Below are 25,758 nucleotides of genomic sequence, written 5' to 3' on the forward strand. Positions count from 1 at the left end.
GCGGCCTCAGCCTCCGGGGCTCGTCTGGACAGGCGGCAGCGGGGAGATGACGACCTCGCCGACCGGTGCGGTCGGGCCGGGCGCGACCGGCGGCTGGGCGCGCATATAGTCGCGCAGCATCTCGTCCAGGCTCGGCTCCACCCCGGGATTGGTGTTCGACTGTTGCTGACGCATATAGCCCCAGCGGTCGGCGGCCAGAGTCCGGGCGTCGGCGGGGCTGCGGATGATGGTCGGGCGGATGAAGACCATCAGATTGGTCCGCCCGCGCTGATGGCTGGTCGACCGGAACAGGGCCCCGACATAGGGGATGTCGCCGAGACCCGGCACCTTGTCGATCGACAGCCGGTCGTTCTGGTCCAGCAGGCCGCCGGCCACGGCGATGTCGCCGTCGTCCACCACCAGGGTGGTTTCCAGCTCGCGCTTGTTCAGCACCAGATCGCTGGCCGAATTGGTCAGGACGCCGTTGATGCTGGACACCTCCTGGCGCAGGAACAGGGTGATGGAGCCCCCGGCGTTGATCTGGGGCCGCACGATCAGCTTGACGCCGATGTCCTGGCGCTCGGTCGTGCGGAAGGGGTTGGAGTTGCCGTCCAGCAGGGTCTCGCCGGTCGTGATCGGCACCTCCTGGCCGACGAGAATGGTCGCTTCCTCGTTGTCGAGGGTCATCAGCGACGGCGTCTGCAGCAGGTTGGAGCCCTCGTCGGTCTTGGCCGCATTGATGATGAAGCCGAACAGGCCGTCGCCGATCCGTCCCCCGCCGCCGCCGACAAAGCCATTGGCGCCCAGCAGGGTGTTCAGGGCCAGGTTCTGGAGCTGCTCGCGCAGGGGGTCATCGTCATCCAGCTGGCCGGCCGCAGCCCCGCCGGCGATCGGAACCAGAGGGGCGGCGCTGTCGGAATAGTTGGTCAGGCCGATGGGGTTGCCGTCCTCGCCGGCCAGCAGCCACTGCACGCCCAGTTCCTTGACGGCGTTGTCGGACAGCTCGACCACGATGGCCTCGATCAGCACCTGCTGGCGGCGCTGGTCCAGCTGGCGGATGACCTCGGACAACATGCGCTGGGTGTCGGCCGAGGCCGAGATGACCAGGGCGTTGGCGCCGGGGAAGCGGGCGATGGTGGCGCGCTGGCCCGGGATCGGGGCGGCGGCCGTGCTGCTGGCAGGGACGACGACGGCGGAGGCGTCTCCCGAGCCGCCGCGCGTGGCGGCCGGCGTGGCGGTGGCGCTGGCGGCCGTGACCTGCTGACCGACGATCTGCTGCAGCACCGGCAGCAGGGCCTCGGCGTTGGCGTGCTGCAGGAAGACGACCTTGACGTCGTCCGCGGACTCGGCGCGCCGGTCCAGATCCTCGATCAGGGGGCGAATGCGCGCCATGGCGGACGGATCGCCGCGCAGGACGATGGAGTTGGAGCTTTCGACCGGCGTCACCGACACCATCCCCTGCCCCGGCTGGCCGCCCGGAGGGGCGAGCACCGACTGCAGCACCGCCGCGATCTCGCGCGCCGAGGAGTTCTGCAGCGTCACGACCTCAAAACCGGTGCGATCTACGTCGATGCGGCCGATCAGGGCCCGGATGCGGGAGAGGTTGTCGGCGAAATCGGCCACGACGACGCTGTTGGCGCCGGGATTGGCCAGCACCTGCCCCTGCGGTCCGACCAGCGGACGGATGGTCTCGGCGGCAGAGGCGGCGTCGATGTTGCGCAGCTGGAAGACCTCCGTCGAGAACCGCTCCGCGCCGACGGTGGACGGCCCCTGCGCCGCGCCCTGGGCCGGGCTGATGCGATAAGCGCCCGACGAGGTCGGGGTTACCACCAGACCGTTGGCGCGCAGGGTCGACAGGAAGACCTCGAACAGCTGGGCCCGGGTCAGGGCGCGTTCGCTGGTCACCGTCACCGTGCCGGTCACCGCCGGATCGACGATGAAGGTGCGTCCGGTCGAACGGGCCACGTCCTGGATGAAGGCGCGGATGTCGGCGCCCTGGACGTTCAGGGTCTGGCGCTCGCCGGACTGGGCCAGGACGGGCGTCGCCGCCAGCGGACCCTGCACGGCCAGCACAGCGGCCACGACGGCGCCGATCACATTGCGGTTCGATCGCTTCAACGGCCTGTCCTTATGGTGGTGGTCTGAACCGCGCCGCCGCGTTCGAAGCGGATCTCGGCGCTCGTGCTGTTCGAGAGCTGGCTGCGCAGACCGGCGATGCGGGCCGGACTATCCAGCGCGGTTCCGTTGACGGCGAGGATGACGTCTCCCGATTGGAGACCGGCCGCCTTCAGGGCGGCGCCGTCGCCCGCGGCCGAGACGGTGAATCCGTTGACCCGCAGGCCCTGCATCCGTGGCCGCAGCGAGGCCTGCGCCATCAGCCGGGCCGGGTCGACGCGGGGCGCGCTGGCCGCGGCGGGGCTGACCGGAGGCGCTGCGACGACCGGATCGGCGTCCGGACCCACCGTCTGCGGACCGGGCGGCGGCGGGGGCGGCGGGGCGGCGCCCACCGGAACGTCGCTGAAGATCAGGCGGGTGACCGAGCCGCCGCGCGCGAGGGTCACATGGTCCGGACCGACCGACCGGAGGATCAGGCCGGGCTCGACTTCCTCGCCCACGCCAACCGACACCTGACGTCCGTCGGCCAGGCCGATGATGGCGGACCCGCCGCCGGCGCCGCCGGCGCGCACGCCGAACAGGCGCATCTGGCTGCTGCCCGCCGCGGTGGCCTCGGCCAGACTGCTGAGATCGCCGGTGCGGAAGAAGGCGTCGAAACGCTGGAAGACCGTGTAGTCGGCCGGCGCGACCTCAGGACGCGCCGACGCCGCCGTGGCGGCTCCGGCTCCCGGTTTGACGACGATCCAGACCAGCTGGCCCAGCTGTACGGTCAGGGCCAGGGCGAGCGCGATCTCGACACCGGCGCGCACGCGATCGGGGCGGGCCGACATGGCGTCCCGGACTCCGCTGCTGAAGCTGCGCACTGCGCCGATCACTATGGCGTGCCCCACGGGTCCCCGACGGCCCGGCCGACTCCGTAGACCAATCGTCCTGGTCCGGCTTCACCGCCACATGACGGGCCGGAGAACTGTCCGTGACGGTTGGTGCGTCCACGGACGAACCGCCGCAGAACAGTCGTGCAACGGCGCGGGGAGGCCGCGGGGCGACCTCCCCGTCCGTACTCTAGAAGCGCGCGGTCAGGCTGACCGAGGCGCTGGATCCCAGTTCGTAGTTGTTGATCAGGATCTTGTTGCCCAGCTCCTGATACTCGTCGAAGTCCGTGTTGAGCAGGTTGCGCAGTTCGAGGGCGAAGCCGAGATCGCGGCCCCCGTACTCGAAGTCCTTGCGGTACACGAAGTCGAGGAAGACGCCGGGGTCCTGGATGTAGTCAGGCTCGCGGTTGCCGGCGCCGCCCGCGCCGCGGGCGCTGATGCGCTCGCTGACGTAGTTGACGATGATCGTCGCCTGCGACCGGGCCGTATCGTCTTCCCAGCCCAGTTGCAGGTTGGCGACGTGCTCGGACTGGCCCTGGAGGCGGCTTCCGTCCTCGATGAAGAAGGTCGCATCCTCGTCGGCCCCGCCGCCGCCGGGCGTGCGGACGACGTCGCCCGCCTCGACGTTCACTTCGGAGTCCGACCAGGTGTAGTTGGCCTGGACGAGCCAACGCTTGTTGGCGATGAAGGACATGCCGGCGTCGGGGAATTCGAAGAATTTCTTGGCTTCGATTTCCGCGCCGTAGATGGTGGCCTGCGGCGAGTTGATGAAGGACTGCTGACGCGCGTTGCCAGACGTCACGATCGTAGATTCAACCGGCTTGTCCAGATCCTTGTAGAAGACGCCGGCCGTCAGATATTGCTGCCGGGCGAAGAACCACTCGTAGCGGGCGTCCAGGTTCAGGATCTCGGTATCGACCAGGAACGGGTTGCCGGTGAACTCGCGATCGGTTTCCGGGTCCGTATAGGACTGCGGAGCCAGTTCGCGGAACTGCGGCCGCCCGATGGTCTGGGAGGCGCCCACACGCAGTTGCTGGTCTTCGGCGAAGTTCCAGGTCGCCGTAAACGACGGCAGGAAATACTGTTCCTCGATCTCGGTCGGCGCGAACGGGGCCGCGCCGCCGAACAGGTCACGGGTGACGACCGACTGCTGGGCGTCCTCATAGCGGACGCCGAAGGTGGTGCGCACCAGCGGGATGATCTCGGCGTCAACCTGGGCGTAGGCGGCCGCGACTTCGAGCTGGGCCGAATAGGCCGCCGCGCCACTACCGGCGGCGCCGGTGATTTCGGTCAGGATGAGACCGTCCGGACGGATGTTGAAGTCCGAGTAGAGGTAGTCGACCCGCGACTGACGCTGTTCATCGGTCAGGGTGCTGGCCGGCACGAACTGAAGGTCGCGGCGCTGGGCGTCCCGGTTGTTGTCCGAATAAGCCAGGCCGACGCTGAAGACGGCCTCGCGATAGTCCGACAGCGGCAGGGTGTAGCTGAGGTCCGCGCCGCCCGAGACGATGTCGTCGTCCAGCTCGCTGAACGAGATGCGGTTGCCACCGATCTCGTGGACGAAATTACCGTTGGTATCGAGGCCGTATTCGAAGCGCGTCTCGTAGGGCGCGTCCCGCTCGGTCTTCGCATAGGCGGCGCGCCAGGCGAACTCGAAGGCGCCGTCCATGAACTCATGCTCACCAGCCAGCTGGCTGGAGAACAGCTGGCGTTCGAACCATTCCGTGAAGTCCGACCGCTGGACTTCGCCGCCGGCGTCGAAATCAGGACCGGCGCTGATCCGGGCTTCCTTGGTCACGTTGCGGACGAAGAAGTTCGTCCATTTGATCTCGCTGTTCTCGTTGGTCAGCGACAGGCCGCCCAGGAAGTTCAGCTGGATGTCATTCTGGTTCGATTCAAAGGCCTTGCTGGTGACCGGGACCAGGACGGCGCCGGAGAACTGGCCCTCCTCCTGGACGCCGTTGCGGGTCGACCAGTTGTTGCTGTAGCCCGCCACGGCGATCAGGCCGAGGGTGCCCATGCTGCTTTCGCTGGACAGACCGCCCGCGAAGTCGAACCCGAAATTCACCGGCGTGGTTTCACGCTGCAGCAGGCGCAGGGGCGAGTTGATCAGGGATTGACCGATCCGCTGCAGTTGCTGCGCCTCGAAATTGGCGCTGTTGACCGGAACGCCCTGTTCGAACGCGAGCGCCAACGCGTCGGGTACATCGCGCGTGCCGTCGTCGAAGCCGGTGAAATCAGTGCGCGACCCGTAATAGATCAGGCTTTCCTTGTTGGTCGTCTCGGTATTGCCGCCGACCGACGCCGACATCGAGAAGAAGGGCTCGTTCGGCGCATCCACGGTGCGCAGGTCGATCACGCCGCCGCCGAATTCGCCGGGGAAGTCGACGGAATAGGATTTCTGGACGGTGACGCTTTCGAGAATGCTGGACGGGAACAGGTCCAGTGGAACGACCCGCTGCAGCGGCTCGGGGCTGGGCAGGGGCGACCCGTTCAGCAAGGCCGACGAATAACGCTCGCCGAGACCGCGCACATAGACGAACCGACCTTCGACCACGGTCAGGCCGGTAACGCGGGCCAGGGCGCCGGCGGCGCTGCTGTCGCCGGTGCGCTGAAGGTCTTCGGCCGTCAGGAAGGCGGCGACCTCGGCGCTTTCACGGTTCGGCTCGGGGATGTAGCGGCCCAGGACCACGACTTCGTCCAGTTGGGAGGCGTCTTCCGGCTCGGCTTCAGCCTGTGCCGCCGGCGGTTGTGCAGCGGCGGCTTGCGGCGCGGTCTGGACCGTCGGCGTTTGAGCATAGGCCAGCCCCGGCGCGATCAGCGCGCTGGTGGCCAGAAGGACCCCGCTCAGGGTCAGGGTAATTGTCTTCATGATCTGCGCCTTGAAGGGGTTCAACGGAATACGCGAAAGCCGGAGGCGACCCGGGCGGGCCGCCTCCGCGCATCCGTCATCAGCAGGTCGCGCCGGCGGTCAGACCGCAGGTCCAGCCCTGGTACCAGGTGTCGGCCGCGTTCTGGACGGCGCCGATGTAGGTCGTGGCCTGGAAGAAGGAATGGACCGCAGGAGCGTTGGCCGGGGTCACGGCGTTTTCGTTGGCGCCGTTGATGAACGTCAGAACCTGATTGCTCAGGCTGGTCCCCGAGGCCGGAGCGGTCAGGGTCGAGGTCCCGGCCGCCGTGTTGTTCGTGCCGGCGGTGAAGGCCGCCGCCGACAGGACGGCGTTGGCCGGACGATACGACAGGCCGCAGGACATGAAGACCGAGTTGAAGGTCACGCCGCTGGTAGCGGTGTCGGCGTCGTTGATGGCCATACAACCGGCCTGCGAACCCGCCACGCTGGTGAAGACCGAGTTGATGATCGTGGCGTCGGTGCCCGTGTCGAAGTGGGCGACGGTGTGGGCGTTGGTCGGCGAGTTGCGGCCGACGAGGGTCCAGTTGGCCATCTTGGGCTGCGACACATAGCGGGTAGCCAGCGGCACGGAGGTCGGGGCGGACGAGAACTCGAAGCCGGCGCTGCGGCTGGTCGAACCGGGGGCCCGTTGCGTCACGATGCCGAACTGGGCGCCGCCGCGCCAGCCCGTGTCGGTGTCCATGCCATCGTCGTCGGCGCCGTTGATGACGATGTGGCGCAGGTTGACGTTGCCGCCGAAGATCTCGATGCCGTCATCCGAGCTGTTGTAAACCTGGATGTGATCGACGGTCGTGCCCGAGCCGACGCCGGCCATGGTCAGCCCCTGCAGTTCGTTGCCGGTCGAGATTTCGAAGCCCGAGAACTTGATCTGGACGTAGCGCAGACGGCCCGAGTTGTCGGCCGGCGTATTGCCGCCGTAGAAGGCGCTGGTGCCCTCGACCGTGCCGGTGCAGGTCACCGGAGCCGTCAGCTGGCAGTTGGCCTGCGGAGCCCGGCCGGCCAGGACGATGCCGCCCCACTGACCTTGCGAGTTCTCGGTGGTCGTGCCTTCGACGTTCTGGCGGCTGGTGAAGACGATGGGGGTTGTCGCCGTGCCTTCGGCGAACAGCTGCGAGCCGCGGTTGACCAGCAGATAGTCGGATCCGCCCGAGGCGAAGATGCGGACACCGGCCTCGACGGTCAGGATGCCTTGCGTGCTGCCGGCGATCGGAGAAGCCGGATCGACCCCCATGTCGGTGCCTACGGCGGTGCGGCCGCTGATCGAATAGATGGTGCCGGCGCGGAGCGGAACCGTCAGAGCGCCGTTGATCTGTTGCGGCAGTTGGCAGACGCGCAGGGTGTTGTTGGCGATCAGGCCGACATTGGAGAAGCCGGCCGGGCAGTCCGCCGCCGGGGTGCCCGGAGCCGGCGGGGGCGTCGTGCCGCCGCCACCGCCGCCGCCGTCGCCGAAATCGCCTTCTCCTGGCGACGCGACTTCGGCCGAGCCGCAGGCGGCCACGAGCAGGGCGCTGGCGGAAACCGCGAGCAGGGTCTTCAGTCGAAAGCCGGTCATCGTTTTCACCGTGTCTGTGCAAAAGAATTTCACGACAGGGGTCGTCAGGGATTTCTCCCCGACGCGATGACTGCACCGCCCCCTGCCCACCGCTGTGGTTAGGGGTCAGATATGACGGGGCCGACGCCGTACGGTGACGGTTCCGGTGCGCTTGTGTGAAGTTGTCTTCGCGGTTCCGTGAAAACCAGTCCCGATACGGCTCAACTGTCACAGAGCGCCGGTATGGCGCGCTTGTCCGGGCGTGCGGCAGCCCATAACGGACGATGGACGCAGGGAGGGACAGGTCTTGATCAACGGCTCCGACGCGCTCCTGATCATTGCCTTGGCGGGTCTGGGCCTGATCGTCGGCAGCTTCATGGGCCTGGTCAGCGTGCGGCTTCCGCTTGGCGAAGGGATCGTCGGCGGACGCTCGCGCTGCCGGGGGTGCGGGCGGGCGTTGGCGCCCTGGAACCTCGTCCCGGTCGTGAGTTATGTCGCGGCCCGGGGCCGATGCTCCGGCTGCGGGGAACAGGTTCCGATTCGCTATCCCCTGATCGAGCTCGCTTGCGCCGCCATTGGCGCCTGGGCCGCGGTCTCGCAGCCGACATGGATCGCTGCCGCCTTCACCGCCGTGCTGGGCTGGCAATTGCTGCTGATCGCCGTCGTCGACGCTGAACATCAGTGGCTGCCGGATCGCCTGACCCTGCCCCTTCTCGCCACCGGGCTGGCCGCCGCGGCCTGGCTGCCGATACCGACCCTGCGGGACAGCCTGATCGGCGCCGCCGCGGGTTTCGCCAGCCTTTGGGTCCTGTCCCGGGCCTATCGTCGGCTGCGCGGGCGGGAAGGCCTGGGCGGCGGGGATCCCTATCTGCTGGCGGCGATCGGCGCGTGGACGGGCTGGATCGGCCTGCCCGGCGTGCTGGTGTGGGCGTCGACGGCCGGGCTGAGCCTTGTCGTGGCGCGGCGTTTGACCGGGCGGGCCGTGTCGGCGTCCGATCGTCTGCCTTTCGGGGTCTTCCTGGCGATCGGCGCCTGGCTGACCTGGCTTCTGGGACCGATCGGGCTCTGAGGCTTGTCGGGAAAGGGTCTGGCGGAGACGCAGGGATTCGAACCCTGGGTACCGGTTACCCGGTACGACGATTTAGCAAACCGTTGCCTTCAGCCACTCGGCCACGTCTCCGGCAGGCGGCGTGATTAGCCGAGCCCGCGGGCGGACGCAACGGGGGACCGACGCCCTCGTGCGTTAACGGGACAGTGAGAGCGGGCGTGCATGGTGGCGGGGAACTCCTCGCACGAGCCCCATGACCGAAGCCGCAACCCGCCGCCCCATGTTGGACGCCGACCTGTCCGCGCCGGATGGCCGCGACGCGTCCGCTCTTCATACGCTGGCTTCGTCCGTCGCTGGAGCGCCCGGGGCCGAGGGCGCCGCGCGCCGCGGCCCGTTCCGTCCGGATGTGTGGCGCAACGCCCGCCAGAGGCACGCCTCCCGGCTGGCGGCGCACTATTTCCGGTCGCTGGACGTGCTGGCGGTGACCGCCGTCACCCTGCTGAGCGCCTGGGCCGCCGCGTCCGGGCCTCTGCTGCACGCGCCTCTGTCGCACGTCCTGCCGTTCGGGCTCGGGGCCGTGACTGTTCTCGGCCTGCTGCGGTCACTGGGCCGATACCGGTTCGCGCGGGGCCAGAAGACCCTGCTGCACCTCGCCTCGGTGACCGCCATCGTGCTCACCGGCTCGGCGGTCGCCCTGGGCTCCGGCTGGGCGATGCTGGGCCCGGCGGCCCCGTGGGCCGCGTATCTGGCCTGGGCCGGTCTGGTTCTGGTCACCCTGACCGCCCTGCACATAAGATGGAGCGACATCGTCGCCCGGTGGCGCGCGTCCGGAGCGCTGACGCCCAATATCGTCCTGGTCGGGGCTACCCGCCATGCCGAGGCCCTGATCCGCGAGGCGCTGAAGCGGCGGGATCTGAACGTGCTGGGCATCTTCGACGACCGGCTGGCGCGCAGTCCGCGGGCGATCGAGGGCGTGCCGGTGCTCGGCACCGCCGACGATCTGCTGACCCACAGGATGACGCCCTATGTCGACCGTATCGTGCTGGCCATCGACCCGAAGGCCGAGGCCCGGGTGCGGGACCTCACCGCCCGCCTGCGGACCCTGCCCAATGAAGTCAGCCTCGTCATAGAGCCCAGGGACGAGGTCGAGACCCGGACCGCCCTGAACCGGCTGGCGGCGGCGCCGCTGGCGGATGTGCAGGGCCCGGTCGATGACGACCGCCGGGCTTTCAACAAACGTGTGCAGGACCTGATTTTCGGCCTTACGGCGCTGGTGCTCCTGTTCCCCGTCATGGCCGGGGTCGCGCTGGCGATCCGCATGGACAGTCCGGGACCGATCTTCTTCCGCCAGCGCCGGCACGGCTTCAACCACGAGGAAATCGTGGTGTGGAAATTCCGCTCGATGAAGCAGGAGGCCGCCGACGCCACCGCCAGCCGGCAGGTCACCCATGACGACGATCGCATCACCCGCGTCGGCAAATTCATCCGCAAGACCAGCCTCGACGAACTGCCGCAGCTGCTGAACGTCATCACCGGCGAGATGTCGCTGGTCGGGCCGCGCCCGCACGCCATCGGCATGAAGACGGGCCATGTCGAAAGCGCCCGTCTGGTCGCCGAATACGCCCACCGCCACCGCATCAAGCCGGGCATGACCGGCTGGGCCGCCATCCACGGCTCGCGCGGACCGCTGCATACGGCCCAGGACGTGCGCCGCCGGGTGCAGCTGGACATCGACTACGTCGAGAACCAGTCGTTCTGGCTGGACCTGTGGATCATGGCGGTGACCCTGCCGGTGCTGCTGGGCGACCGCGCGGCTGTCCGTTGATCGGGGGCCGCTGATGTTCTGGCGCGGGGTCTGGGGCTATCTGCCGGCCAATATCGTGCAGGGCGTGGTCGGCTTTCTGGCCATCGTACTGTTCACCCGCCTGCTGAGCGCCGAGGAATTCGGCCGCTACGCCCTGGCCTTCTCGGTCATGACCTTGGCCCATGTGGCGGTGTTCAGCTGGCTGGAGGCGGCCATGGCCCGGTTCTGGGCGGCCCAGTCGCCCGGCGCCGAGACCTGGGGCCATTTCGCCAGCCTGTACCGCACGGCCTTTGTACTCAGCGCGGTATTCCTCGTGATCGCGGGCGTAGCCGTCTGGCTGTTCCCGGTCGATCCCCTGTTCAAGCTGGCGCTGGCGGCGGGTCTGGCGGGCGCGCCCGCGCGCTGTCTGGTCAAACTGGGGCAGGAGCGGTTCCGCGCCGCCGGAGAAGTCGGCAAGGCGGCCGGTCTGGACATGGCCGTGGCCATCGGGGGCCTCGTCATCGGCGTCGGCTTCGCCCTGATCGGCGCCGGCGGCGCCGCGCCCCTGCTGGGTCTGGGCCTCGCGCCCCTGGCCGCCCTGCCCTTCGTCCTGCCCGGCGAGATGAAACAGGCGCGCGGCGGCGCCTTCGAGCCCCAGCGGGTGCGCGCCTACGCACTTTACGGCTATCCCATCGCCGCCTCGCTGGCGCTGACGGTGGTGCTGTCCTCGACCGACCGGTTCCTGCTGGCCCTGTTCATGGATGAGGCGGCGGTCGGCGCCTATCACGCCAGCTATTCGATCGCGAACCGCACCCTCGACGTCCTGTTCCTGTGGCTGGGCTCGGCCGGGCAGCCCGCGCTGGTCATGGCGCTGGAACGCGGCGGGCTGGAGCGGTTGAAGGACGCCGCGCGGGAGCAGCTGTCGACCTTCCTGCTGATCGGCCTGCCGGCGGCGGCCGGCGTGGCGCTGGTGGCGCGGCCGCTGGCCGAACTGCTGATCGGCGAGGAACTGCGCGCCGCGGCGACCGGTGTGACGCCGTGGATCGCCCTGTCGGCCCTGCTGTTCGGACTGACCGCCTATTATTTCGGCCAGGCCTTCACCCTCGGCAAGAAGACGAAACAGCTGCTGGTCGCCATGGTCATTCCGGCCGGCGCCAATGTGATCCTCAACCTGATCCTCGTTCCCCGCTTCGGCCTCATGGGCGCGGCCTGGGCGACGGCCGCCAGCTTCGGCCTCGGCCTGATCGCCACCATGATGATCGGCCGCAAGGTCGTGGCCCTGCCGATCCCGTGGGAGAGCCTGATCCGCTGTAGCGTGGCGACCGCGATCATGGCGCTGGTCGTGTCGCGCCTGCCCCCCTTGGGCGGTTTCCCAGAGCTCGTGCTGGACGCCTCGGTCGGGGGGATCGTCTATGCGGCCGCCGCCCTGACGCTGAACGCGGCGGGCGTGCGCGATGTCGCCAAACGGCTGCTGACGCAGTTCCGCGCGCGAGGAGCGGCGGCGTGAGCGCCCGGGCCGACGTCCACGACAACGCGCGCTGGGCCGCCGCCCGGCCGGCGGTGTCCGTGCTCATGCCCTTCCTGCGGGACGATCCGACGGACCTGCTGGCGGCGCTTGAGACGGAAGCCGGGGCGCTGGCGGGCGCGATCGAGCTCGTCGTGCTGGACGACGGCACGGCGGAGCCGGCCCTGACGCGGCGACTGAAAGCCCGGATCGACGCCATGGCCCTGCCCGTGCGGTTGATCACCCTGCCCGCCAACGAAGGCCGGGCGATCGGGCGCAATCGTCTGGCGGGCGCGGCTCGCGCGGGTTCGCTGCTGTTCCTGGACAGCGACATGCGGCCCGATCACCCGGACTTCCTGCGCGACTGGGCGGCGCTGGTCAGGGACAGCGATCCGGCCGTCGCCTTCGGCGGCTTCTCGCTGCTGCAGGCCCCGACCGACGCCCGCTTCCAGGTCCATCGCGCCTTGGCGGCGAAATCCGAGTGCGTGCCCTGCGCCGAGCGGGCGAAACAGCCCGAGAAATACGTCTACACCTCCAACCTTCTGGTCCGCCGCGACGTGTTCGAGGCCGAGGCCTTCGATCCCGGCTTCACCGGCTGGGGCTGGGAGGATGTGGAGTGGGCCATGCGCGTGTCGCGGCGGTTCGCGGTCGTCCACATCGACAATCCCGCCACGCACATGGGTCTGGACACCGTCCCGGCGCTGGCGGGCAAATATGAGCAGTCGGCTCCCAATTTCGGACGGATGGTCCAGCGGCATCCCGACGTGGTCGCCGCCTACCCGAGCTACAGGGCCGCGAAGCTGCTGAAGCGGCTGCCGGGACTGCGGTTGCTGCGCCGTGGTCTGCGCCGGGGAGCCGAGACGAACTGGCTGCCGGTCGCGGCGCGGGCCTTTTCCCTGCGCCTGTACCGGGCCGCCCTCTATGCGGACGCGGTGTGATGGCCGACGTCGCGATCATCGTCCCGACCCTGCGGCGGCTCGAGAGCCTGGAACGCGCCCTGCGATCGCTGTTCCGGCAGACCGGCGTGGCCGACCGCGTCGCCGAGATCGTGGTCGTCGACAACGACCCGCAGGGATCGGCCGCGGATCTGACCGACGACCTGCGCCTCTTCTCACCCTGGCCCATCATCTATCGCCACGCGCCGACGCCGGGCGTGGCCACGGCGCGCAACGCGGGCCTGTCGGCGACCGCCGCCCCCCTGATCGCCTTCCTCGACGACGACGAGGCGGCCTCGCCCGGATGGCTGTCAGCCCTGCTGAAGGCCCGTGAGGAGACAGGGGCGGACGCCGTCTTCGGTCCGATCACCGGCCGGGCGCCGGGCGCGGAGGCCTGGCTGCAGCCCTATCTGGAACGGTTCTTCGGCCGCGATGGGCCCGAGCGGACCGGCCTGATCGACCAACCCTACGGCTGCGGCAACTCGCTGATGCTGCGTTCGACCGCCCTGCCCGGTGACGCGCCGTTCAACCTCGCCGCGGATCAGGCCGGCGGCGAGGACGACGCCCTGTTCGCGGCGCTGGCGGCGCGCGGCGGCCGGTTCGGCTGGGCCGCGGACGCCCGGGTCGAGGAGTTCGCGCCGGCGCACCGGGCGACGCTGAAATACGCCCTCGCCCGGGCCTTCGCCTATGGTCAGGGACCCAGCCAGACCGCTGCGGCGGCGAAGAACTGGTCCGGTGTCGCTCGCTGGATGCTGATCGGCGCGGCCCAGACCGTCGTCTGGGGCGCCGTCGCCGCGGTCATGACCCTCGCGGCCCGGCCCGGACGCGCCGAGATGTACGATCGGGCGGCGCGCGGCCTCGGCAAGGTGCTGTGGACGCGAGGGTTCGAACCCCATTTCTACGGCGCGCGGGAGCTGGCCCGGCTGAACGCCGCCTAGCCCGTCAGACGCTTCAGGAAGGCCGGCGGCCGGTAGGTCGAGCGATTGACCACCACGCCCGCGATATTGCCGCCTACCGCCTCGATCTCGTCGCGCAGCATCAACGGCTCATTGGCCGCCGTGCTTTCGGCCGCGACCACCAGCACCGTCGCGTCGACGAACGGCGCCAGGGTTATGGACATGTCGCTGCGATCGGCCGCCGGGGCGTCGATCACCACGGTGTCGGCGTGTTTGCGCAGGGCGTCCCAGTATCGGGCGTCGCTGACGGCCTCGGCGCGTTGGCCGGACCGCAGATGCTCGGCGGCGAATTTCGTGACCCACAGCCGTCCGCCGAGGCAGGGGCGGGCGACCAGCAGGCGCGCCGGATGAACAGGCTTGCCGGCGCGGTCCATCAGGCGCGGCGTCACGGCGAAGAAGATCGAGCCGTCCGGCGTGGCGATCGCGGCCTTGCCCAGGGCGCCGAACCGGTCCGGCTGGCCGGCCACGGCCTCCATCTGCCCCTGCTGCGACAGGTCGGCGTCAATCAGCCAGACGGGACGGCGCGCGCGGACGGCGGCGAGCCGCGCGTACTCCCGGGCCACGGTAGAGACGCCCTCGCCCGAGTTGGCGGCGGCGATCTGCACCACGCGGCCGCGATGGCCGGGCGCCGGCCCCAGCGCGGCCCAGAGAGCCGCCATTTCGGATGTCAGATCGACCATCGAATCGCTACGCGCCCGGCTACAGGCCCCTACGCTACCATGGCTTGCGAAATCATCGGGCGGCCTTCATCGGCGCGACGGCCAGCACCGGCATTTCCAGCGTCCGGCCGGTCGAGGCGGGGGTGACATAGCCCTTGCGGGTGAAGATCCGCAGCAAGCCCACGCAAAGGGCGGTGAAGGCGGCGAACAGGAAGATGACGGCCAGCAGGGGCGCCTTCAGGCTGCTGCCCCGGGTCGGCGCCTCGGCGCGTTCGATGACCGTGACATTGTCGGCCCCGGCGGCGATCAGGGCGCTGTCGGCGCGGGCGGCGCTTTCGCGCTGCTGGAAATCGCGAATGTTGGCGGTCAGCACCTCGCGGTTGCCGGCCAAGTTGGCGTTGGTCGATTCCAGCCGGGTCAGCTCGGCCTGACGCGAGCGGATCTGGTCCAGCTGGCCGTTGGCGACGGCGAGGCGGGCGGCCAGACCGTCGCGGTCGGCGGCGGCGGTGATGCGGGCGGTCTCGATCTCGGTGAAGATCACGCTGGGCCCGGTCCGGACCTCCTTGGCGCCCACGGTCGTGCCCGTGGCGACATAGGCCTGAAGGTCGGCGATCTGCTGCTCGATGTCCTTCACCGGCTGGGCGTCGGGCGTATAGCGCGACAGCAGGGCCTCGCGCTGGGTGCGCAGCTGCAGGATCTGGTCCTGGGCCGAGATGTTCAGGTCCTGCTGCAGCACCACTTCGGCGGGCTGCTGCGCCAGCTGGGCCTCCAGCGTGGCGACCCGCTGGCTGGCCTGGTTCAGTTGCGCCCGCAGCGACAGGGCCTCGGCGTAGGTCGTCTGGTAAGTCGCGGCCAGCGTCGCCTTGGCGGTGGCGAAGTCGCCGATGTCGTTGGACTGCATGAAGGCTGTGTACGCCTCGTCGGCCCGAGCCAGATCGTTCTCGAACGCCTCGCGCTGCTGGGCGATGGCGGGCGTGGTCCGGTCGCGGAACACCACGCGACGCTGGACGAGATACTGGTCGACGACGGCGTTCAGCACCTGGGCCGCGCGCACCGGGTCATCCGACTTGTAGGACACCGAGATGATGGCGCTGCCGGCCGTGGTTCCGACGCCCAGACTGGAGTCCAGAACCTTCAGGGCCGAGGCTTCCTTTTCCGCCGCCGTGCCCGAGGCGTCCGAACCCAGAACGATGTCGGGGCCCACGGCCCGGACGGCGCGGCGCTTGACCTCGAGGCTGTTCAGGATGGCGGCTTCCGACCGCGCCACGGCATCGGCCTCCAGCGGCTGGCTGCGCTCGGTGGCGCCGACGCGCGGCTGATAGACATATTCCGAACCCGCGCCCGCATAGACGCTGGCGGTGGCGGTGTAGGATTTCTTGAGCGTCAGGACCGCGGCCGCCCCGATGGCGAACACGGCCAGAAAGACCACGACCATCAGCAGCAACTCGCGGAACAGCAGGCCCACGACATCCAGGAAGCCGTAGCGCGGGCGGACTGTGGTGTAGGCCGTCGTACGCATGCGGGCGGACTGATTCCATTGGACAGAACTGACGGACCAAGCCTTGGGCCACCGGCGTTAACCCATGGTTACCCATAAGCGACGACCCTGACCTCAACATCGCTTTCGGGAATGAGTCTCCATGTCCATCGACCGCCGCCTTATGCTGCTGGGCCTTGCCGGAGTCGGCGCGATGGTCGGCGGTTGCGGCGGCGTGGCGAACGGGCTGACCGGCGGCGGCGACTACGCCTCTCGCATGCCCCTGCCCCAGGACGGCCGCGGCGGCGACCGCGTGCGGGACGTGGGCCGGACCGGCTTCCCGGGCGTCAGCTTCGCCGACTGGAGCGATGCCGAGCCGGAATATGTCCTCTACCCCGGGGACGAGATCGAGATCGCCACGCCGACCGCCGTGGAGCTGACGCGAACGCAGAAGGTCGGACCGGACGGACGCATCTCGCTGCCGCTGGTCGGCCAGATCATGGCCGCGGACCGCACCATCGCCGAGCTCGAGGCCGACGCCTCGGCCGCCTACGCCAGCCAGCTGCGCCGGCCGCTGGTCGAGGTGACGCTGAAGACGGCGGGGCCGATCCGGGTCTGGGTGGACGGCGAGGTCCGCACGCCGGGCGTCTATGACATGACCGGCGACATCGACGCCTATCAGGCGGTCATCCAGGCGGGCGGCTTCCTGCCGACCGCGAAACAGGGCGAAGCTGCGCTGATCCGGCGCGGACGGGGCGGGGTCCGGATGATGCGGGCGATCGACCTGCGGCCGCGGCGGGGCGAGGTCGTGGCCCTGCGGCGCGGCGACATCATCTTCGTGCCGCGCTCGACGCTGGGCGAGGTGGCCAATTTCGTCACCCTGTTCCGCAACGCCCTGCCGGTCGGCTTCAGCTACGCCATCGGCGGGCAATATCAGAGCTTCTGACGCACGGTTGACGGCGGAACAATGAGAGAACATTGTGCGCTCGAAGTGGCTAGTGGCTAGTTTCGCGCAAGGTCTGACGCCGTCGAGGGACAGGTGACCGGAAGGGTCAACAGCTATCGCGATCTGCAGGTATGGCGTCGGTCGCTGGATTTGGCGGAGGCGATCTACGAAGCGACGGCGCATTGGCCCACGGATGAAAGGTTCGGACTGATCGCCCAGGTCAGACGTTCGGCTGTGTCCGTCGCCTCCAACATCGCCGAGGGCGCCGCGAGACGAAGCACCGGGGAATTCATCCAGTTTGTTGGGATGGCTCAAGGGTCGCTGGCGGAAGCGGAGACACAGCTCATCATCGCCAACCGCCTGGGTTTCCTCCCCGATGCGGACTCCCACGCCTTGCTTCAGGCGGCGGACGACATCAGTCGAATGTTGATGGCGCTGTCCGCCTCACTGAGCCGTCGCAAAGCGGCGGCTCTCTAGCCACTAGCCACTAGCCACTAGCCACTAGCCACTAAGTTGCCGCTCAAGCCGCCAGCGACACCACCCCCGCGTCGATCCAGCGTCGGGCCGCCTTCTGGGCCTCGGCGATCTCGTCCTGCTCCATCTCCTGGCTCATCTCGCGGCGGTAGACGCGCGCTTCGATGCTGCCCTTCATGGCGGCGAGATTGAAGATCATATGGGCCGAGACGCGGTCCATCGGGCAACCGCCCTGGCCGCTCGAATACATCATGCCGAGCCGGAACAGATCATCGCCGCTCATGTCGGCGGTGGGCAGGGGAAGGCCCTGCTCCTGATCGACTTCCGGCGCCATTTCTTGCGCGTTCATCACCGTTATCTCCCGGGTTCGGAGCCATTCTGGCCCTGCCCTCTGACAACGATCAAATACCCGTGGTTTGAAGTTAAAGTTAACAGCGAAACGGCTCGCGCGGCGTTTCTCAAGAGCGGAAACGAATACTTCACCAACGATTCAGATCTCTGAAATCTCTCGTAAATCTCCCGGTCATACCGCCTAACGAAAGATCACCGCGCCCGCTGGCCGAACAGGACCTTGCGCGCCGCCTCGGCGGCCTTGTCTGAAGAGGCCAGATTTCCCCGCAGGGCCTCGCCCAGCGCCCGTCCGGCGACGACGCCGGGGCGTTCGCCCACCCGTTTCACCCAGGCGGAGAGGTGCGGAAACTCATCCAGATTCTGCCCCTGGAGCTGCGGCAGGATCCATGGCCAGTTGGCCATGTCGGCGATGGAATATTCGCCGGCCAAAAAGTCACGGTCGGCCAGTCTTCGGTCCAGAACGCCGTAAAGCCGGTGCGTTTCGTCGGTGTAACGGCGGACTCCATAGGCGATCTGGCGCTGATCCTTGATGATCGCGGGGGCGTACTGGCGGAAATGATGGGTCTGGCCGGCCATCGGCCCGAGGCCCCCCACCTGCCAGAACAGCCACTGGTCGACCTCTGCCTTGCCGCGCAGGTCATGCGGATAGAATTTCCCGGTCTTGGCGCCGAGGTACTGCAGGATGGCGCCGGACTCGAAGATCGACAGGGGCATGCCGTCCGGTCCGTCCGGATCGACAATGGCCGGCATGCGGCCGTTGGGGCTGATGGCCTGGAAAGCCGGAGCGAACTGCTCGCCGGCGCCGATATTCACCGGCTTCATCTCATAGGGCAGGCCCATCTCCTCCAGGGCTATGGAGACCTTCCAGCCGTTCGGCGTGGGCCAGTACCAGAGTTCGATCGGACGGGTCATGCAGGCTCCTGAAGCGGCATAGCATCAGGTGGGCGCTGCCGTCCGCGCGCACAACAGCGAACCTGACAAGCGTGTTCAGGGTCGGTTCATCGGCCTGGGCAGAGCGTCAGCCCATGATTAACGGCGGTAAACCCTTTCCGCCAGGCTGGAGAGACGACCATGAACCGCTTCACAAGAGCCGCCGTGCTGGGGTTGGTGCTTGCCACTGCCGCCCCGCTGGCCGCTGAAGCCCAGGACCGCGGCGATCGCCGCGAGAACCGCCGCGACTATCGCGAGGACCGCCGCGACGATCGTCAGGACTATCGCCGGGAGCGCCGTGACGACCGCCGCGACTGGCGCAACGGTCAGTATGACAACCGCCGCGAATACCGTGAGGACCGGCGCGACGACCGGCGGGACTTCCGCGAGGAACGGCGCGACGATCGTCGGGACTTCCGCCGCGACCAGCGCTGGGATCGGAACAATCGCGACTGGTGGCGCGGGCGGGACGACTTCCGCGATTATCGCGGCACCCGCAGCGGCTACTGGTACGCCCCCAGCTATGGCTACTATCGGGTCGAGCCGCGCTACTACAACCAGCGTTGGTCGCGCGGGAGCTACCTGCCGCCGGCGTATCGCAGCTACTACGTGCGCGATCCGTATGTGTACGGCCTGGGGCCGGCGCCGCGCGGCTATCGCTACGTCCACGCCGGCAATGACATCGTCATGATCGCCGTCGCCACCGGCCTGATCGCCAGCGTGCTGTCCGGCGCCTTCTAGGCGATGGGACCTGTTTGAGAAACGCCCCGCAGGTATCCGTCTGCGGGGCGTTTTTCTGTCCGAAGTTTAATGCGCCGACCCTGACCGTTCAGTCACGGTTCATCGACCGGGCGCGACCTTTGCATCAAGCCGTCTGACAGGGACGTGCGGGGAAGAATACGAGAATGAAACGCTCACTCATGATGGCCGCGGCCGTGGCGGCCTTCGCCGTGCCCGCAGCTGCGCCGCTCACAGCTCTTGCCCAGGACGGGGAGCGGGGCGGCGGCCGCCGCGCCGCCGCCCGCCAGAACGGCGGCGAGGAACGTGGCGACGGAACCGCCCGAGCCGAGGCTCCGCGCCCCAACCGCGAGGAACGGCAGGAGCGCCGGGAGGAACGCCCTCAACCGCCCGGGAATCGCGAACAGCGCCGGGAGGACCGGCAGGAACGCCGCGAAAACCGGTCGGACTCCGGTACGCCCCAGCCGCCGCGTGATCCGAACCAGCCGTTGTTCCGCAACCGTCAGGACATCCTGGACGCCCGCGCCCGTGAAGCGCGGCAGCAGAACCGTCAGGAGCGCCGCGAGGACCGTCAGGAGAACCGGCAGGATCGGCGCGGGGACCGGCGGGAAAACCGCCCCGACACGCCCTGGACTCCGGAACAGCGGCAGGAACGGCGCGAGAACCGGCAGGAAAACCGCCAGGAGCGCCGGGAAGACCGTCGCGACGACCGGCAGGATCGCCGCGAGGATCGCCGCGAAAACCGTCAGGACCGGCGCGAGTACCGCGAGTTCCGCCAGCGCTTCAACAGCAACGCCTGGCGGCGCGACTGGAACCGCAGCCACCGGTCCGACTGGTGGCGCCACGACCGGCGGTTCCGGGGCTACAACGGCCTGCGCATCGGCTTCTATTTCGCGCCGGGCTACGGCTACTACCAGGTGCCCCGCAACTACTGGGGCCAGCGATACTACGAGGGCCAGTACCTGCCCTCGATCTTCTGGCGCTACCAGCTGAACGACTGGCGCACCTACGGCCTGGGCTATCCGCCCGAAGGCACGCGCTGGGTGCTGGTGGACAACCACATCTATCTGATCGACGCCTATGACGGCTACATCATCGAGGTCATCTACGACGCCTGGCGCTGGTAGTTCGTCAGCCTGCGGAGGAAGCGCCGTCCGATCGCAGGATCGGGCGGCGTTTTCGCGTTTGGAAGGAAGGTTGCAGCGGCGCTCGGGACACGCCAGAACCGGTGCATGACCGACGCGGCGATCAGCGACAAGACACGGGGCGAGGAAGTCCCTTCTTCCCGCGCCCCTCAGTTGCACCTGTCCGAAGAGCTGATGGCGTCCCCCGCCCGTTTCTTCAACCGCGAGATCTCGTGGCTGGCCTTCAACAGCCGGGTGCTGGAAGAGGCCGCCAATCCGGCCCACCCCCTTCTCGAGCGGCTGCGTTTCCTGTCGATCTCGGCCAATAACCTGGACGAGTTCTTCATGACCCGCGTGGCCGGGCTGAAAGGCCAGGTCCGCGAGCGGGTGCGGGTGCTGTCGTCCGACGGTCTGACGCCGGCCGAACAGCTGGACAAGGTCAATATCGCCGCCGGCGGGCTGATGGCCGAGCAGCAACGGCGCTGGCGCAAGCTGCGCAAGGAACTGACCGCGGCCGGCATCGAGGTGGTCGACGCCGACCGGATCACCAAGACCGAACGCGATCGGCTGGAACCGGAATTCCTGAACCAACTGTTCGCCGTGCTGACGCCCATGGCGATCGACCCGGCCCACCCCTTCCCCTTCCTGCCCAACCTCGGCTTCTCGCTGGCGCTGAAACTCAGGCGCCGTTCGGACAACCGCACGCTCTACGCCCTGGTGCCCGTGCCGACCCAGGTGAAGCGGTTCTGGCCGCTGGCGACCGACGGCCGCTCCAGCCCCGGCAAGAAGCGATACGTCAGCCTGGAAAGCCTGCTGACCCTGTTCATCGACCACCTGTTCCCCGGCTGCGACGTGCAGGAGCGCGGCGTCTTCCGCCTGATCCGCGACTCGGACATCGAGATCGAGGAAGAGGCCGAGGATCTGGTCATGGAGTTTGAGGAGGCGTTGAAGCAGCGCCGCCTCGGCTCGGTCGTGCGCATCAAGATCGAGGCGTCCATGCCCGACGATCTGCGCACCTTCATCACAGACCAGCTGGACGCCGCGCCCCAGGACATCGTCCTGGTCGCCGGCATGCTGGGCCTCGCCCAGGTCGCCGACCTGATCCCGTCCGGCCACCCCGACCTGAAGTTCAAGGGCTATGAGCCGCGCTATCCGGAGCGGGTGCGCGACAACGGCGGCGACATCTTCGCGGCCGTGCGCGAGAAGGACATGCTGATCCACCACCCGTTCGAGAGCTTCGACGTGGTGGTCCAGTTCCTGCGGCAGGCCGCGCGCGACCCCAACGTCATCGCCATCAAACAGACGCTGTACCGCACCTCCAAGGACAGTCCCATCGTCGCCGCCCTGATCGAGGCGGCCGAGAACGGCAAGAACGTCACCGCCTTGGTCGAGATCAAGGCGCGCTTCGACGAGGAGGCCAATCTGCGCTGGGCCCGGGCCATGGAGCGGGCCGGCGTCCACGTCGTCTTCGGCTTCGTCGAATGGAAGACGCACGCCAAGCTGAGCGTCGTGGTGCGCCGCGAGGGCGAGGCCCTGCGCACCTACTGCCATTTCGGCACGGGCAACTATCACCCGGTGACGGCGCGGGTTTACACTGACCTGTCCCTGTTCTCATGCGACCCCATGCTGGGCCGGGACGCCTCGCGGGTGTTCAACTACATCACCGGCTACGCCCAGCCCGACGAGCTGGAAGCGCTGGTCGTGTCACCGCTCAATATGAAGACCACGCTGATCGACCTGATCGGCAAGGAGATGACCGCGGCGGCTCAAGGCAAACCCGCCGCCATCTGGGCCAAGATGAACTCCCTGGTCGACCCCGAGGTCATCGACGCCCTGTACCGGGCCAGCCAATGGGGCGTTCGCATTGAGCTGATCGTGCGCGGCATCTGCTGCCTGCGCCCCGGCGTCGAGGGCCTTTCGGAGAACATCCGGGTCAAGTCGATCGTCGGCCGCTTTCTTGAGCACGCCCGCATCGTCGCCTTCGCCAATGGCCGCGACCTGCCGCACAACAAGGCGAAGGTCTTCATCTCCTCGGCCGACTGGATGAACCGGAACCTGGACCGCCGGGTCGAGCTTATGACTCCCGTGCTGAACGCCACCGTCCATGACCAGGTGCTGGACCAGATCATGGTCGCCAATCTGAAGGACGACGCCCAGAGCTGGGTGCTGTCCGCCGACGGGGCCTATCAGCGCGTTCAGCCGGCCGATCCGGAACGGCCCTTCTCGGCCCACAAATACTTCATGACCAACCCCAGCCTGTCGGGACGCGGCCGCAAGGTAAAAACCCTGCCCGGCCAGCTCAGTTACGAGCCCTCGCGGAAGAAGCGTTGATGCCCGAGGCCCTTATGTCGGCCATCGGCGCGCCGCGCGACGTCGCTGCCATCGACATCGGCTCCAACTCCGTCCGTCTGGTCCTTTACCGGCTGGAAGGCCGCGCGATCTGGACCGTGTTCAACGAGAAGGTCCTGGCCGGTCTGGGCCGCGATCTGGCCGCCACCGGCCACCTCTCGGTCGAGGGCGCGGCCCAGGCGCTCACGGCGCTGAAGCGGTTTGCGGCGGTGATCGAAGGCGTGCGTCCGGCGATGGTCTTCGTCGCGGCCACCGCGGCGGTGCGCGAGGCCGCGGACGGACAGGCCTTCTGTGAAAAGGTCGCCGCCGAGACAGGACTTCGGATCCGCATCCTTTCGGGCGAGGAGGAGGCCCGCTACGCCGCCCTCGGCGTGCTGGCGGGCATTCCGGACGCCGATGGCGTGGCCGGCGATCTGGGCGGCTCCAGCCTCGAACTGGTGCGTCTGGCGGGGGGCAAGGTCGAGCGCGGCGTGACCCTGCCTCTGGGTCCGTTCTCCTTCGCCGACGAGGGACTGTTCGACGCCGACCGGCTCCGCGAGGCCATCGCCAAACGGTTGAAGCCCGCGACCGATTTCAAGACCGACACCCTCTACGCCGTCGGCGGGGCCTGGCGGACGTTGGCCCAGGTCCATATGGAGATGAACGGCTACCCGCTGCGCATCGTGCATCAGTATTCCATGAGCGCGGATGAGGTGCTGGCCACCTGTGGTCTGGTGGCGCGGGCCTCCAGGGCCTCCCTCGAGAAATGGCCGGGCGTGTCGAAGAAGCGCTCCGAGACCCTGCCCCACGCCGCCCTGGTGATGGAGGGACTGGTCCGGAAGCTGGGCCTGAAACGCATCGTCGTCTCGGCCTGGGGCGTACGCGAGGGTCTGCTTTACGAGGCGCTGGAGCCCGATATCGCCGCCGCCGATCCCCTGCTGGCGGGTTCATCGGCCCTGGGCGCCAGACAGGGCATCTCCCCCACCCTGCCCGGCGCGCTGAAGGGCTGGATCGCCCCCCTGCTCGCAGCCATGCCGGTGACGTTCGACAAGGTTCGCGACGACGTGCTGGCCGACGCCGCCTGCCGTCTGGCCGATCTCGGCGCCCGGCTGCACCCCGACCACCGCGTTGAACTGGCCTTTGATCAGGTCTTGCGCGCCCCGGTCCCGGGCCAGAGCCACGCCGAGCGCGCCTGGCTGGCGACGGCGGTCAACGCCCGCTACGGCGGCCCCGCGGCGACCCCGGAGCCGAAGACGATGGCGCGGCTTCTCACCGAGGAACAGCTGCTGGCCGCGCGGACGCTGGGACTGGCGATCCGGCTGGCCTGCGACCTGTCCGGCCGCGCCCCTCAGCTGCTGGTCAACGCCCGCGCCGCGGTGAGGGACGAGACGCTCGTGCTGACCGCATCCGACGGCTATGCCGACGTCCTGCTGGGCGAACAGACCAGACGGCGGGGCAAGGCCCTGGCCGAGGCCATGGGCCTGAAGCTCGATATCCGCAACGGCGGCTGAGCCGTCAGTCGCCCATCCACCAGCGCAGTTTCACGTCGTTCACCGTCTGGCCGCCGGCGGTCAGGGTTCCGGTCACCACCACCCCCTCGTCGCCCAGGTTGCGCCGCGAGGACGCCAACGCGCCCTGATCGATGCGGCCGTCGAAGCGGACCAGGCCCGTTTCGGGCGAGGTCCCCTCGAATTCGATCCGGTCGTCGGACACGGCGTAGCGGGTCGGCAGGACCCGGGCCTTGACGCTGCGGGTTTCTCCCAGCTCGGTTTCAGCCATCGGGCTGGCAGGGTCGCTGAACTCGATCATGACTGGAGCGAAAGTCGTTTCGGTCTCCACGCCCGTCCATGCCTGGAACTCGGCCGCCTGACCGACGAAGACGTGGTCCAGGTCCCATTTGCCGGCGCGGACCCGGCTGGTCGGCATGTAGAAACCCGACAGATCCGCTGTCGAGGCGTAGCTGAAGGCCGAGGCGGCGGGCGCCGCGGGCGCATCCGCCGGGGCGTCGGCCGGTTGGGCGGGGCGGTCGCAGGCTGCGGCGCCGAGAACGGCGAAGACGGCGGCGAGAGTCGTGATGCGCATGGGTTCCTCCGGCCCCAACCGGAGCACGCGCGGCGTCTGCTGTCGAGCTTTAGCGGTCCAGGGCGGCGTCCAGGGCCCGGAACGATGTGATCGACAGTTCGGTGGCGCTGATGAAGACCGACGGCGTGATGCGCTCGAAATCATCTGACGGACGATGGTAGTCGGGATGGTAGTTCACGCCCAGATACAGGAACGGCAACTGCGCCCTGTAGAAGGCGGCGTGGTCCGAGGACTCGACCCAGTTGTCCTCGCCGGTGTCCTGTGGCGTATCCTTGCCGAACGCCAGCGCGACAGCGCCGTTGGGCCGGATGCCTTCCAGGATCGGCCGGAGATTGGGGTTCTGATAGGTGCCGGTGACCCACAGCTTGCCGTCGGTCTCGGCGCGCGCCGTCATGTCGAAATTCAGGTTCATGGCGATGGATTCGAGCGGCACGGGCGGCGCCTCGACGAAATGCTTCGCGCCCAGCAAACCGTGCTCCTCGCCGTCCAGGGCTACGATCAGCACGCTGTGCTCGGGCGCCTGACGCTTCAGCTCGGCGGCCAGAGCCAGCATGGTGGCCACACCCGATGCGTTGTCGTCGGCGCCGTTGAACACCTGGCCCTCGGCGTTGACCCCGACGTGGTCATAGTGGGCGGTGACGACGATGTAGCGGTCGGCGACCCGTGTGCCCGGAATCAGACCGATGACGTTGACGCCGTTGAATGTCCTGGGGCCCGTGCGGGTGCGGCCCTGCATTTCCCAAGGCTGGAGGCGGCCCATGGGCGGGGCGACGACGCCGAGGCCGTCCAGCCGTCCGACGATGTAGTTACGGGCCATCTCGCCGCCGGGCGCGCCCGTGTCGCGGCCCTGCATGTCGTCGGCGGCGAGGATGCGGACATCCTCCAGCAGCCGGGCGTGCGTGGCGGAGGGGGCCGGCGGCGCGACGACGACCGGCTGGCTCGCCGCGCTCGCGCAGGCCGACAGGAACAGGGCCGCCATGATGGGCGACAGGGCGGCGAGGCGGGGTTGCTGCAT

The 25,758-nt window shown here is 68.7% G+C and carries 21 protein-coding genes and 1 tRNA gene; 11 read left to right on the plus strand and 11 right to left on the minus strand.

Annotation, left to right across the window (positions count from 1 at the left end; genetic code table 11):
• Positions 1-6: 6 nt before the first annotated feature.
• The 4 genes from gspD to BrevBR_RS02265 all read right to left on the minus strand — a co-directional run bounded on the left by gspD (position 7) and on the right by BrevBR_RS02265 (position 7,429).
• Positions 7-2,097: a type II secretion system secretin GspD gene (gene gspD / locus BrevBR_RS02250; RefSeq protein ID WP_339999794.1), complete on the minus strand. Its 2,091-nt coding sequence runs from the start codon at positions 2,095-2,097 to the stop codon at positions 7-9.
• Positions 2,094-2,924 (minus strand): type II secretion system protein N, encoded by an 831-nt coding sequence (locus BrevBR_RS02255; protein WP_339999795.1) that lies wholly within the window; start codon positions 2,922-2,924, stop codon positions 2,094-2,096. Before BrevBR_RS02255 ends, gspD begins: the two co-directional genes overlap by 4 nt.
• A 232-nt stretch (positions 2,925-3,156) precedes the next feature.
• The gene (locus BrevBR_RS02260; RefSeq protein ID WP_339999796.1) at positions 3,157-5,838 is read right to left on the minus strand and encodes a TonB-dependent receptor domain-containing protein; all 2,682 of its coding nucleotides are present in this window, start codon (positions 5,836-5,838) and stop codon (positions 3,157-3,159) included.
• Positions 5,839-5,917: 79 nt separating this feature from the next.
• On the minus strand, positions 5,918-7,429 hold the full coding sequence (locus BrevBR_RS02265; protein WP_339999797.1) for a hypothetical protein: 1,512 nt from the start codon (positions 7,427-7,429) through the stop codon (positions 5,918-5,920).
• A 286-nt stretch (positions 7,430-7,715) separates the two neighbouring features.
• Here BrevBR_RS02265 and BrevBR_RS02270 point away from each other — a divergent pair, with 286 nt between their 5' ends.
• Positions 7,716-8,477, plus strand: coding sequence for a prepilin peptidase (locus BrevBR_RS02270; RefSeq protein WP_339999798.1), 762 nt, complete (start codon positions 7,716-7,718; stop codon positions 8,475-8,477).
• A gap of 19 nt (positions 8,478-8,496) precedes the next feature.
• Here BrevBR_RS02270 and BrevBR_RS02275 read toward each other — a convergent pair.
• A tRNA-Ser gene (locus BrevBR_RS02275) sits at positions 8,497-8,588 on the minus strand.
• Positions 8,589-8,709: 121 nt separating this feature from the next.
• Here BrevBR_RS02275 and BrevBR_RS02280 point away from each other — a divergent pair.
• From BrevBR_RS02280 to BrevBR_RS02295, 4 genes are read left to right on the plus strand one after another with little or no spacing between them, the layout of a single operon-like run.
• Positions 8,710-10,281 (plus strand): exopolysaccharide biosynthesis polyprenyl glycosylphosphotransferase, encoded by a 1,572-nt coding sequence (locus tag BrevBR_RS02280; RefSeq protein WP_339999799.1) that lies wholly within the window; start codon positions 8,710-8,712, stop codon positions 10,279-10,281.
• A 13-nt stretch (positions 10,282-10,294) separates the two neighbouring features.
• Positions 10,295-11,746, plus strand: coding sequence for a lipopolysaccharide biosynthesis protein (locus BrevBR_RS02285; protein WP_339999800.1), 1,452 nt, complete (start codon positions 10,295-10,297; stop codon positions 11,744-11,746).
• Complete coding sequence (locus BrevBR_RS02290; RefSeq protein ID WP_339999801.1) at positions 11,743-12,681, plus strand: glycosyltransferase family 2 protein; 939 nt, start codon at positions 11,743-11,745, stop codon at positions 12,679-12,681. The genes BrevBR_RS02285 and BrevBR_RS02290 overlap by 4 nt, the downstream gene beginning before the upstream one ends.
• Entirely contained in the window at positions 12,681-13,616 is a 936-nt protein-coding gene (locus BrevBR_RS02295) for a glycosyltransferase family 2 protein (protein ID WP_339999802.1), read from the plus strand. The genes BrevBR_RS02290 and BrevBR_RS02295 overlap by 1 nt, the downstream gene beginning before the upstream one ends.
• Here the strand turns inward: BrevBR_RS02295 and BrevBR_RS02300 are convergent.
• Positions 13,613-14,314 (minus strand): hfsB, encoded by a 702-nt coding sequence (locus BrevBR_RS02300; protein WP_332640843.1) that lies wholly within the window; start codon positions 14,312-14,314, stop codon positions 13,613-13,615. The genes BrevBR_RS02295 and BrevBR_RS02300 overlap by 4 nt on opposite strands.
• A gap of 52 nt (positions 14,315-14,366) precedes the next feature.
• Positions 14,367-15,812, minus strand: a complete 1,446-nt coding sequence (locus BrevBR_RS02305) for a GumC family protein (RefSeq protein ID WP_332640844.1) — start codon at positions 15,810-15,812, stop codon at positions 14,367-14,369.
• Between the two features lie 121 nt (positions 15,813-15,933).
• On the opposite strand from BrevBR_RS02305, the gene BrevBR_RS02310 reads away from it, so the two are divergent.
• Complete coding sequence (locus BrevBR_RS02310) at positions 15,934-16,716, plus strand: polysaccharide biosynthesis/export family protein (RefSeq protein WP_332640845.1); 783 nt, start codon at positions 15,934-15,936, stop codon at positions 16,714-16,716.
• Between the two features lie 93 nt (positions 16,717-16,809).
• Positions 16,810-17,193 carry a four helix bundle protein gene (locus tag BrevBR_RS02315; RefSeq protein ID WP_332640846.1) on the plus strand — a complete coding sequence of 128 codons (384 nt, stop codon included), beginning with the start codon at positions 16,810-16,812 and terminating at the stop codon, positions 17,191-17,193.
• A 43-nt stretch (positions 17,194-17,236) separates the two neighbouring features.
• Here BrevBR_RS02315 and BrevBR_RS02320 read toward each other — a convergent pair whose 3' ends face one another.
• Positions 17,237-17,539 carry a sel1 repeat family protein gene (locus tag BrevBR_RS02320; RefSeq protein ID WP_332640847.1) on the minus strand — a complete coding sequence of 101 codons (303 nt, stop codon included), beginning with the start codon at positions 17,537-17,539 and terminating at the stop codon, positions 17,237-17,239.
• Positions 17,540-17,733: 194 nt separating this feature from the next.
• Positions 17,734-18,453 carry a glutathione S-transferase family protein gene (locus tag BrevBR_RS02325; RefSeq protein WP_339999803.1) on the minus strand — a complete coding sequence of 240 codons (720 nt, stop codon included), beginning with the start codon at positions 18,451-18,453 and terminating at the stop codon, positions 17,734-17,736.
• A 159-nt stretch (positions 18,454-18,612) separates the two neighbouring features.
• On the opposite strand from BrevBR_RS02325, the gene BrevBR_RS02330 reads away from it, so the two are divergent.
• From BrevBR_RS02330 to BrevBR_RS02345, 4 genes are all read left to right on the plus strand, one after another.
• The gene (locus BrevBR_RS02330) at positions 18,613-19,212 is read left to right on the plus strand and encodes an RcnB family protein (RefSeq protein WP_339999804.1); all 600 of its coding nucleotides are present in this window, start codon (positions 18,613-18,615) and stop codon (positions 19,210-19,212) included.
• A gap of 164 nt (positions 19,213-19,376) precedes the next feature.
• Positions 19,377-20,336: an RcnB family protein gene (locus BrevBR_RS02335; protein ID WP_332640850.1), complete on the plus strand. Its 960-nt coding sequence runs from the start codon at positions 19,377-19,379 to the stop codon at positions 20,334-20,336.
• 105 nt (positions 20,337-20,441) lie between these two features.
• Complete coding sequence (locus tag BrevBR_RS02340; protein ID WP_332640851.1) at positions 20,442-22,664, plus strand: RNA degradosome polyphosphate kinase; 2,223 nt, start codon at positions 20,442-20,444, stop codon at positions 22,662-22,664.
• Positions 22,664-24,172: a Ppx/GppA family phosphatase gene (locus tag BrevBR_RS02345; protein WP_339999805.1), complete on the plus strand. Its 1,509-nt coding sequence runs from the start codon at positions 22,664-22,666 to the stop codon at positions 24,170-24,172. The genes BrevBR_RS02340 and BrevBR_RS02345 overlap by 1 nt, the downstream gene beginning before the upstream one ends.
• A gap of 4 nt (positions 24,173-24,176) precedes the next feature.
• Here BrevBR_RS02345 and BrevBR_RS02350 read toward each other — a convergent pair whose 3' ends face one another.
• Both BrevBR_RS02350 and BrevBR_RS02355 read right to left on the minus strand, forming a co-directional pair.
• Entirely contained in the window at positions 24,177-24,743 is a 567-nt protein-coding gene (locus tag BrevBR_RS02350; RefSeq protein WP_339999806.1) for a hypothetical protein, read from the minus strand.
• Positions 24,744-24,792: 49 nt separating this feature from the next.
• Positions 24,793-25,758 carry a M28 family peptidase gene (locus BrevBR_RS02355; RefSeq protein ID WP_339999807.1) on the minus strand — a complete coding sequence of 322 codons (966 nt, stop codon included), beginning with the start codon at positions 25,756-25,758 and terminating at the stop codon, positions 24,793-24,795.

This window comes from Brevundimonas sp. BR2-1, from assembly GCF_037626195.1.
Lineage (GTDB): Bacteria > Pseudomonadota > Alphaproteobacteria > Caulobacterales > Caulobacteraceae > Brevundimonas.

Excerpts from the sequence above, each read along its gene's own strand:
- BrevBR_RS02335 (WP_332640850.1), top strand. The coding sequence starts at position 19,377 with ATGAAACGCTCACTCATGATGGCCGCGGCCGTGGCGGCCTTCGCCGTG.
- BrevBR_RS02355 (WP_339999807.1), bottom strand. The coding sequence starts at position 25,758 with ATGCAGCAACCCCGCCTCGCCGCCCTGTCGCCCATCATGGCGGCCCTG.
- BrevBR_RS02350 (WP_339999806.1), bottom strand. The coding sequence starts at position 24,743 with ATGCGCATCACGACTCTCGCCGCCGTCTTCGCCGTTCTCGGCGCCGCA.
- BrevBR_RS02255 (WP_339999795.1), bottom strand. The coding sequence starts at position 2,924 with ATGTCGGCCCGCCCCGATCGCGTGCGCGCCGGTGTCGAGATCGCGCTC.
- BrevBR_RS02330 (WP_339999804.1), top strand. The coding sequence starts at position 18,613 with ATGAACCGCTTCACAAGAGCCGCCGTGCTGGGGTTGGTGCTTGCCACT.
- BrevBR_RS02310 (WP_332640845.1), top strand. The coding sequence starts at position 15,934 with ATGTCCATCGACCGCCGCCTTATGCTGCTGGGCCTTGCCGGAGTCGGC.
- BrevBR_RS02280 (WP_339999799.1), top strand. The coding sequence starts at position 8,710 with ATGACCGAAGCCGCAACCCGCCGCCCCATGTTGGACGCCGACCTGTCC.
- BrevBR_RS02325 (WP_339999803.1), bottom strand. The coding sequence starts at position 18,453 with ATGACCCGTCCGATCGAACTCTGGTACTGGCCCACGCCGAACGGCTGG.
- BrevBR_RS02265 (WP_339999797.1), bottom strand. The coding sequence starts at position 7,429 with ATGACCGGCTTTCGACTGAAGACCCTGCTCGCGGTTTCCGCCAGCGCC.
- BrevBR_RS02260 (WP_339999796.1), bottom strand. The coding sequence starts at position 5,838 with ATGAAGACAATTACCCTGACCCTGAGCGGGGTCCTTCTGGCCACCAGC.
- BrevBR_RS02300 (WP_332640843.1), bottom strand. The coding sequence starts at position 14,314 with ATGGTCGATCTGACATCCGAAATGGCGGCTCTCTGGGCCGCGCTGGGG.
- BrevBR_RS02320 (WP_332640847.1), bottom strand. The coding sequence starts at position 17,539 with ATGAACGCGCAAGAAATGGCGCCGGAAGTCGATCAGGAGCAGGGCCTT.
- BrevBR_RS02340 (WP_332640851.1), top strand. The coding sequence starts at position 20,442 with ATGACCGACGCGGCGATCAGCGACAAGACACGGGGCGAGGAAGTCCCT.
- BrevBR_RS02305 (WP_332640844.1), bottom strand. The coding sequence starts at position 15,812 with ATGCGTACGACGGCCTACACCACAGTCCGCCCGCGCTACGGCTTCCTG.
- BrevBR_RS02345 (WP_339999805.1), top strand. The coding sequence starts at position 22,664 with ATGCCCGAGGCCCTTATGTCGGCCATCGGCGCGCCGCGCGACGTCGCT.
- BrevBR_RS02295 (WP_339999802.1), top strand. The coding sequence starts at position 12,681 with ATGGCCGACGTCGCGATCATCGTCCCGACCCTGCGGCGGCTCGAGAGC.
- BrevBR_RS02285 (WP_339999800.1), top strand. The coding sequence starts at position 10,295 with ATGTTCTGGCGCGGGGTCTGGGGCTATCTGCCGGCCAATATCGTGCAG.